At 71.9% G+C, this 5044-nt stretch carries 5 protein-coding genes; 3 read left to right on the forward strand and 2 right to left on the reverse strand.

Annotation, left to right across the window (positions count from 1 at the left end; all coding sequences use genetic code 11):
- A partial coding sequence (locus tag KIS93_RS54600) for a helix-turn-helix domain-containing protein (RefSeq protein WP_186405015.1) occupies positions 1–223 on the reverse strand: 223 nt, incomplete at its 3' end.
- A 505-nt stretch (positions 224–728) separates the two neighbouring features.
- On the opposite strand from KIS93_RS54600, the gene KIS93_RS54605 reads away from it, so the two are divergent.
- On the forward strand, positions 729–2282 hold the full coding sequence (locus tag KIS93_RS54605; protein ID WP_222108022.1) for a nitrilase-related carbon-nitrogen hydrolase: 1554 nt from the start codon (positions 729–731) through the stop codon (positions 2280–2282).
- Between the two features lie 136 nt (positions 2283–2418).
- Here KIS93_RS54605 and KIS93_RS54610 read toward each other — a convergent pair whose 3' ends face one another.
- Complete coding sequence (locus KIS93_RS54610) at positions 2419–3357, reverse strand: LysR family transcriptional regulator (protein ID WP_080038373.1); 939 nt, start codon at positions 3355–3357, stop codon at positions 2419–2421.
- 96 nt (positions 3358–3453) lie between these two features.
- Here KIS93_RS54610 and KIS93_RS54615 point away from each other — a divergent pair, with 96 nt between their 5' ends.
- Together KIS93_RS54615 and KIS93_RS54620 are read left to right on the forward strand one after the other, a co-directional pair.
- The gene (locus KIS93_RS54615) at positions 3454–4290 is read left to right on the forward strand and encodes an alpha/beta fold hydrolase (RefSeq protein ID WP_222108023.1); all 837 of its coding nucleotides are present in this window, start codon (positions 3454–3456) and stop codon (positions 4288–4290) included.
- A gap of 250 nt (positions 4291–4540) precedes the next feature.
- Positions 4541–5044: AraC family ligand binding domain-containing protein (locus KIS93_RS54620; protein ID WP_186405016.1), on the forward strand; the 504-nt coding region annotated here is incomplete at its 3' end.

A 5044-nucleotide genomic window follows, 5' to 3' on the forward strand; every position in this document is an offset into this window, starting at 1 on the left:
CGTCGAGGGCGTCGGCCTTGAGAGCGTCGAGCAAGGCCTCACGGTTGGCGTAGTAGCGGTACAGCGTGGCGCGGCTGATGCCGGCTGCGACGGCGACGGTGGCGAGGTTCGCGCCGGCGCCCTCTTCGGAGAAGACCTGGGCCGCGGCGTCGAGGATCGCGGCGGAGGTGCGGTCGAAGCGCGGGGAGCTCTTGCTGCTGCTGGGAGAGGTTGCCGGTTCCATGATGAGTAGCAGAGTACCAGATTGAGACATCGCTGTCTTGACGTGAAAGTCTCATAACAATACATTGGTGTCTCAGTACGAGGCGCAAAGGTCACATCCCGGTCCGGGGCCGGGTCCACGCGAGAAGACCGAGTGCGGGGGAGCGAGAAGGCATGAGCGGCGAGTCGGTGTCGGTCATCGGAGGCCCGGGTTTCGTCGGGGCGCATTGCATCCTGCGACGGCGAGCGCGGTGCGGGGCTGCGACTACGTGCTCCACGTCGCCTCGCCGTTCCCGGCCGCCGTGCCCCGCCACGAGAACGACCTCATCGTGCCGGCGCACTGCGGGTGCTGCGCGCCGCGCGCGACGCGGGGCGACGCCGGTCAAGAACGCGGCCCAGCGCGCCGAGGCCCCGTCCGGTGCGGGCCGTTGGTCCCCCGTCGCAGGCCGGCCCGCGCGGGAAGGCGAGCCGGTCGCTTCGGCGCCGGCGCTCATTCAGGTAACGGGAGGGATTCGATGAGTACGGTCGTGAACGTTCGACGACGCTGGTTGTGGCTGGTCATCGGCACGGTGGTGGCCCTGTTCGCGGTGGGTGGACGCTGGGACATCGCGCCGGCCGCGTGGCTCTTTCCGGTGTTCCTGCTGCGTTTCGCGCGCACCAGCCGCCCGCTCGGCGGCCTGGTCCTGGTATGGCTCGCGTCCTGGGCCGGCGCGATGTTCTGGATCTGGCAGATGGCCGTGCCGATGAACGGGACAACGGTGCTGGCCGGTCTGACGTTCGGCACCGTGCTCGCCCTGCCCTACGTCGCCGATCGGCTGCTCGCGCGGCGCCTCGGGACGGCCGGCGCGTTGTTGCTGTTCCCGATGGCGCTGGTCGTGTCCGAGTTCCTGCTGGGGACGTTCGCCCCGTTCGGCACGGTCATCGGCCTGCTCGCCAACACCCAGTTCGACCACCTCCCTTTGCTGCAGGTGGCCGCCGTGACGGGCTCGTACGGCGTCGGTTTCCTCATCGGCGGCTGCGCGACCGTGGTGAACTGGGCCTGGGAGCATCCGCCGTCGTGGCGCACCGCGCGCGTCGTGGGCGCCTACATCGCGCTGCTCGCCGTCGTGGTGGTCGGTGGCGCCGCACGGACGGCGTGGTTCCCGGTGGACACCACGCGGACCGTCCGCATCGCCGGCCTCAACGCCGACATGGCGCTGATCCACCAGCAGATGACGGCACTCGGCCGCCCGGACGTCAAGGTGTCCGCCGGGCAGGGCGCGCTGCCGCGCTTCGATCCGGACACCGTGAAACCGGAGTCCACCGCCGTGATCGACGACCTGTTCGCCAGAACCCGGCGCGCCGCCCAGGCCGGCGCGAAGATCGTCATCTGGTCGGAGAACGCGGCCTACGTCTCCCACGCCGGCCTGCCCGCGCTCCTCTCCCAGGCGCGGAGCGTCGCCCGCCAGGAGCACATCTACCTGCTCGTCGCCGACAACGTCCACCTGCCCAACCCGGAGGACAGCCGGGACGAGACCCACCTGATCGGCCCCGACGGCACTGTCCTATGGACCTATCAGAAGTCGCACCCGGTTCCCGGCATGGAGCCGTACCGGCCCGGCAACGGTGTCGCCCCGGTCGTCAGCACGCCCTACGGCCGCCTCGCCGGCGTCATCTGCTACGACGCCGACTTCCCGGCGATGATGCGTGCCGATGCCGACATCATGCTGGTGCCCGGCGGCGACTGGCCGGAGATCGGCCGGGTGCATACCGAGATGGCCAGCTTGCGCGCCATCGAGAACGGCTATTCACTCGTCCGGCAGGACTACGTCGGCTGGTCGGCGGCGTTCGACAACCAGGGCCATGTGCTGTCCACCCAGAACACCCTGGTCGATCAGGACCTCTGGCTGGTCGACGTGCCGGTCCGCGGCGTCACCACGCCGTACCGCGTGATCGGGGACGCCTTCGCCTGGCTGTGCCTGGCCGGCACGGTCGTCCTCCTCGGTTTCGGTGTCTTCCGGCGGCGCCCGCCGGCAGCCGGAACGCCGCGGCCCACCACGCAGCGCGAGCCGGAACCGATGGCACGTCAGGTGGCGCGGTGAGCACGCCCACCAGCCGCCGGCGAGGTGCCGTCCATTGACGACGACGTCACGAATCCGGTCAGCGACAGCCGTGTCTCGCATGAAGCCGAACTCGACCGTGCCCGCCGCCGGCGCCCCGGCCACGATCCGCGGCGCTTCACGTGTCCAGCAGGACGCGGAGGCGGTGGTCGAGAGCGGCGTCGACGATGGGGCAGTGGCGCCGGATGACGTCGAGGAACGCGGCCAGCACGGGGGAGCGGTCCGCGGCGGCGAACGACAGGACCAGGTCGGGCAGGGGGACGCGCGGCGTCACCTCGCAGAACCACGTGCCCGGACGCGGAGCCGACACCATGCGCGAGGGCCCCAGCCCGACGCCGACGCCCGAGGCGGCCAGGCCGACGATCGTGTGCACGTCCCTGGCGGCGGTCGCGGTGGTCAGCGCGGGGGAGTCCGCGCCCAGCAGCGTGCGCAGCACGGCGGCGACGGCGGGCTCGTCGCCGGCGGCCGAGACGATGAGCCGCTGGTCGCGCAACTGGCTCACGCTCACCGACGGCCGGCCCGCGTACGGGTGCGCGGTGCCCACGACGGCGACCAGGTGATCGTGCCCGATCGGCACGGACAGCAGCCGCTCGGCCCCCGCGCCCCGGGGCGGGCCGAGGGTGATCGCCACGTCCAGCTCGCCGGCGACCAGCGCCGCCGTGCTGCCGCTGGTGGCCATCTCGTGCAGTTCGAGCCGTACGCCGGGCCGCTCGCGACCGAACCGGCCGAGCACGACGGGCAGCAGATCCAGCAGCGCGGAGGCGACGAACCCCAGGCGCAGCCGCCCCGTCTCGCCGCGCGCCGCCCGCCCCGCGTCGACGGTGGCGGCCGTCATCTCCTCCAGCGCCCGGCGCGCCCGCACGAGGAACGCCTCCCCCGCCGCCGTCGGGAACACCCCCTGCCGCGTACGGTCGAACAGCCGGGCTCCGACCTCGCGCTCCAGGTCGGCGATCTGCTTGGACAGGGGCGGCTGCGCGATCCCCAGCGCCTGCGCCGCACGGCCGAAGTGCTCGTGCTCGGCGAGCGCGAGCGCGTACCGCAGGTGCCGGGCCTCCACCAGTGTCTCCTCCTGTGATATCTCCTGTGTATCGTCGTTCAGCCTGCCATATCTTGAGATGGATGACGCCGTCGGTCATCGGCTGGGATGGACGACATGAGCACAACCGTTTTCGTCTTCGTCCATGGCGCCTGGGGCGGCGCCGGGCAGTGGGCGGCCACGCAGCGCGCGCTGGCCGGGCCCCAAGTCGCGAGCGTGGCCGTGGACCTGCCCGGGCACGGCTTCGACGCGCCGCTGCCCAGCGGATACCTGCTGCCCGGCCAGCCCGGCCTGCTGACCGAGAAGTCCGAGCTGGCCGACGTGACGATGGACGACTGCGCCGCCGCCATCGTGGACACGCTGCGCCGCCTCCGCCACCACTCCCAGGTCGTGCTCGTCGCGCACAGCGCGGCCGGCGGGCCCGCCTCGCTCGCCGCCGAGCGGGCGCCCGAGCTGGTGGACCGGATCGTCTACCTGTCCGCGTTCGTCCCCGGCGGGCGGCCGCGCTTCTTCGACTACCTCAACGCGCCGCAGAACGCCACCGCGCTGGGACAAGGCCTGTTCCTCGGCGACGCCGGAGCACTCGGCGCCGTCCGGATCAACCCGCTGTCCACCGACCCCGCCTACGTCGAGGAGCTGCGGCAAGCGCACTTCCACGACACGCCCGCGAACCGCTTCGGGCGCTGGCGCTCCACACTCAGCCCCGACCTGCCGCTGGCCATCCCCGCCACGCCGGTCCTGCTGACGGCCGGGCGCTGGGGACGCATCCCGCGCACCTTCATCCGCTGCGCCGACGACCGCATCCTCCCGACGGCCACGCAGGACCTCATGATCGCCGAAGCCGACGCGGCCTTCCCCGACACCCCCTTCACCGTACGGACGATCCCGGGCAGCCACAGCCCTTTCGCCACCCGCCCGCACGAGCTCGCCATGGCCCTGCTCCAGGCGCCCTGACCCCTCCTCGCCACCGGCGGCGTCGTGCGGCATGCGGACCTCACCGCGCAGGCCAAGATCCGCAACGCCGCCGCCGTGCACGTCGCCCGCGACGGCTTCCAGAAGACGCGCCTCCGGACCAGCGCCTCGACCTCGCTGCCGATCCGTCGCAGCGGGTCCCGCACGTACTGCAGAGAAGGCCGGTGTGGTGACGAGCCCGTCCTCTCTCCCGCTGTTCGGGGTTCGGGCGACGTCCGGTACAAAGGCAGTCGTGAAGGACGTCGTTGAGCACCGCTACAGCCGCGACGACATGCGTCTGGTGACGGCGTCCTTCCGTACGCATCATTTCGTTCCGCACGCGCACAGCGAGTACGCCATCGCGGCGATCGAGCGCGGGGTGGAAGCAGTCCGCTATCGCGGCGGCACCGAGCACGCGCCCGCGGGCAGCCTGCTCCTTCTCGACGCCGACACCGTCCACGCCGGCCGCCCCGGCATCGCCGAGGGGTGGGACTATCGAGTCTTCTACCTTCCGCCGGCGCTGTTGACGGAACTCGCCGGGTACCGGCCCACCTTCGCCGTACCGACTCCCCACGACCCGCCTCTGGCCCGCCGCCTGATCCGGCTGCACCGCCGCCAGGACCAGAGCTCCCTGGCCGCGCAGGAAGAATTCGAAGCGCTGTTCACCGAGATCCTCGTCCGCTACACACGCCGCGCGATCACCGCGACGCCGCCACTATCCGTTCTGAAGGTACGGCGGCACCTGGCCGCAGACCTT

It is taken from the genome of [Actinomadura] parvosata subsp. kistnae, assembly GCF_900323885.1.
Lineage (GTDB): Bacteria > Actinomycetota > Actinomycetes > Streptosporangiales > Streptosporangiaceae > Nonomuraea > Nonomuraea composti.

Coding starts and splice junctions, on each gene's coding strand:
- KIS93_RS54615 (WP_222108023.1), top strand. CDS start 3,454: ATGAGCACAACCGTTTTCGTCTTCGTCCATGGCGCCTGGGGCGGCGCC.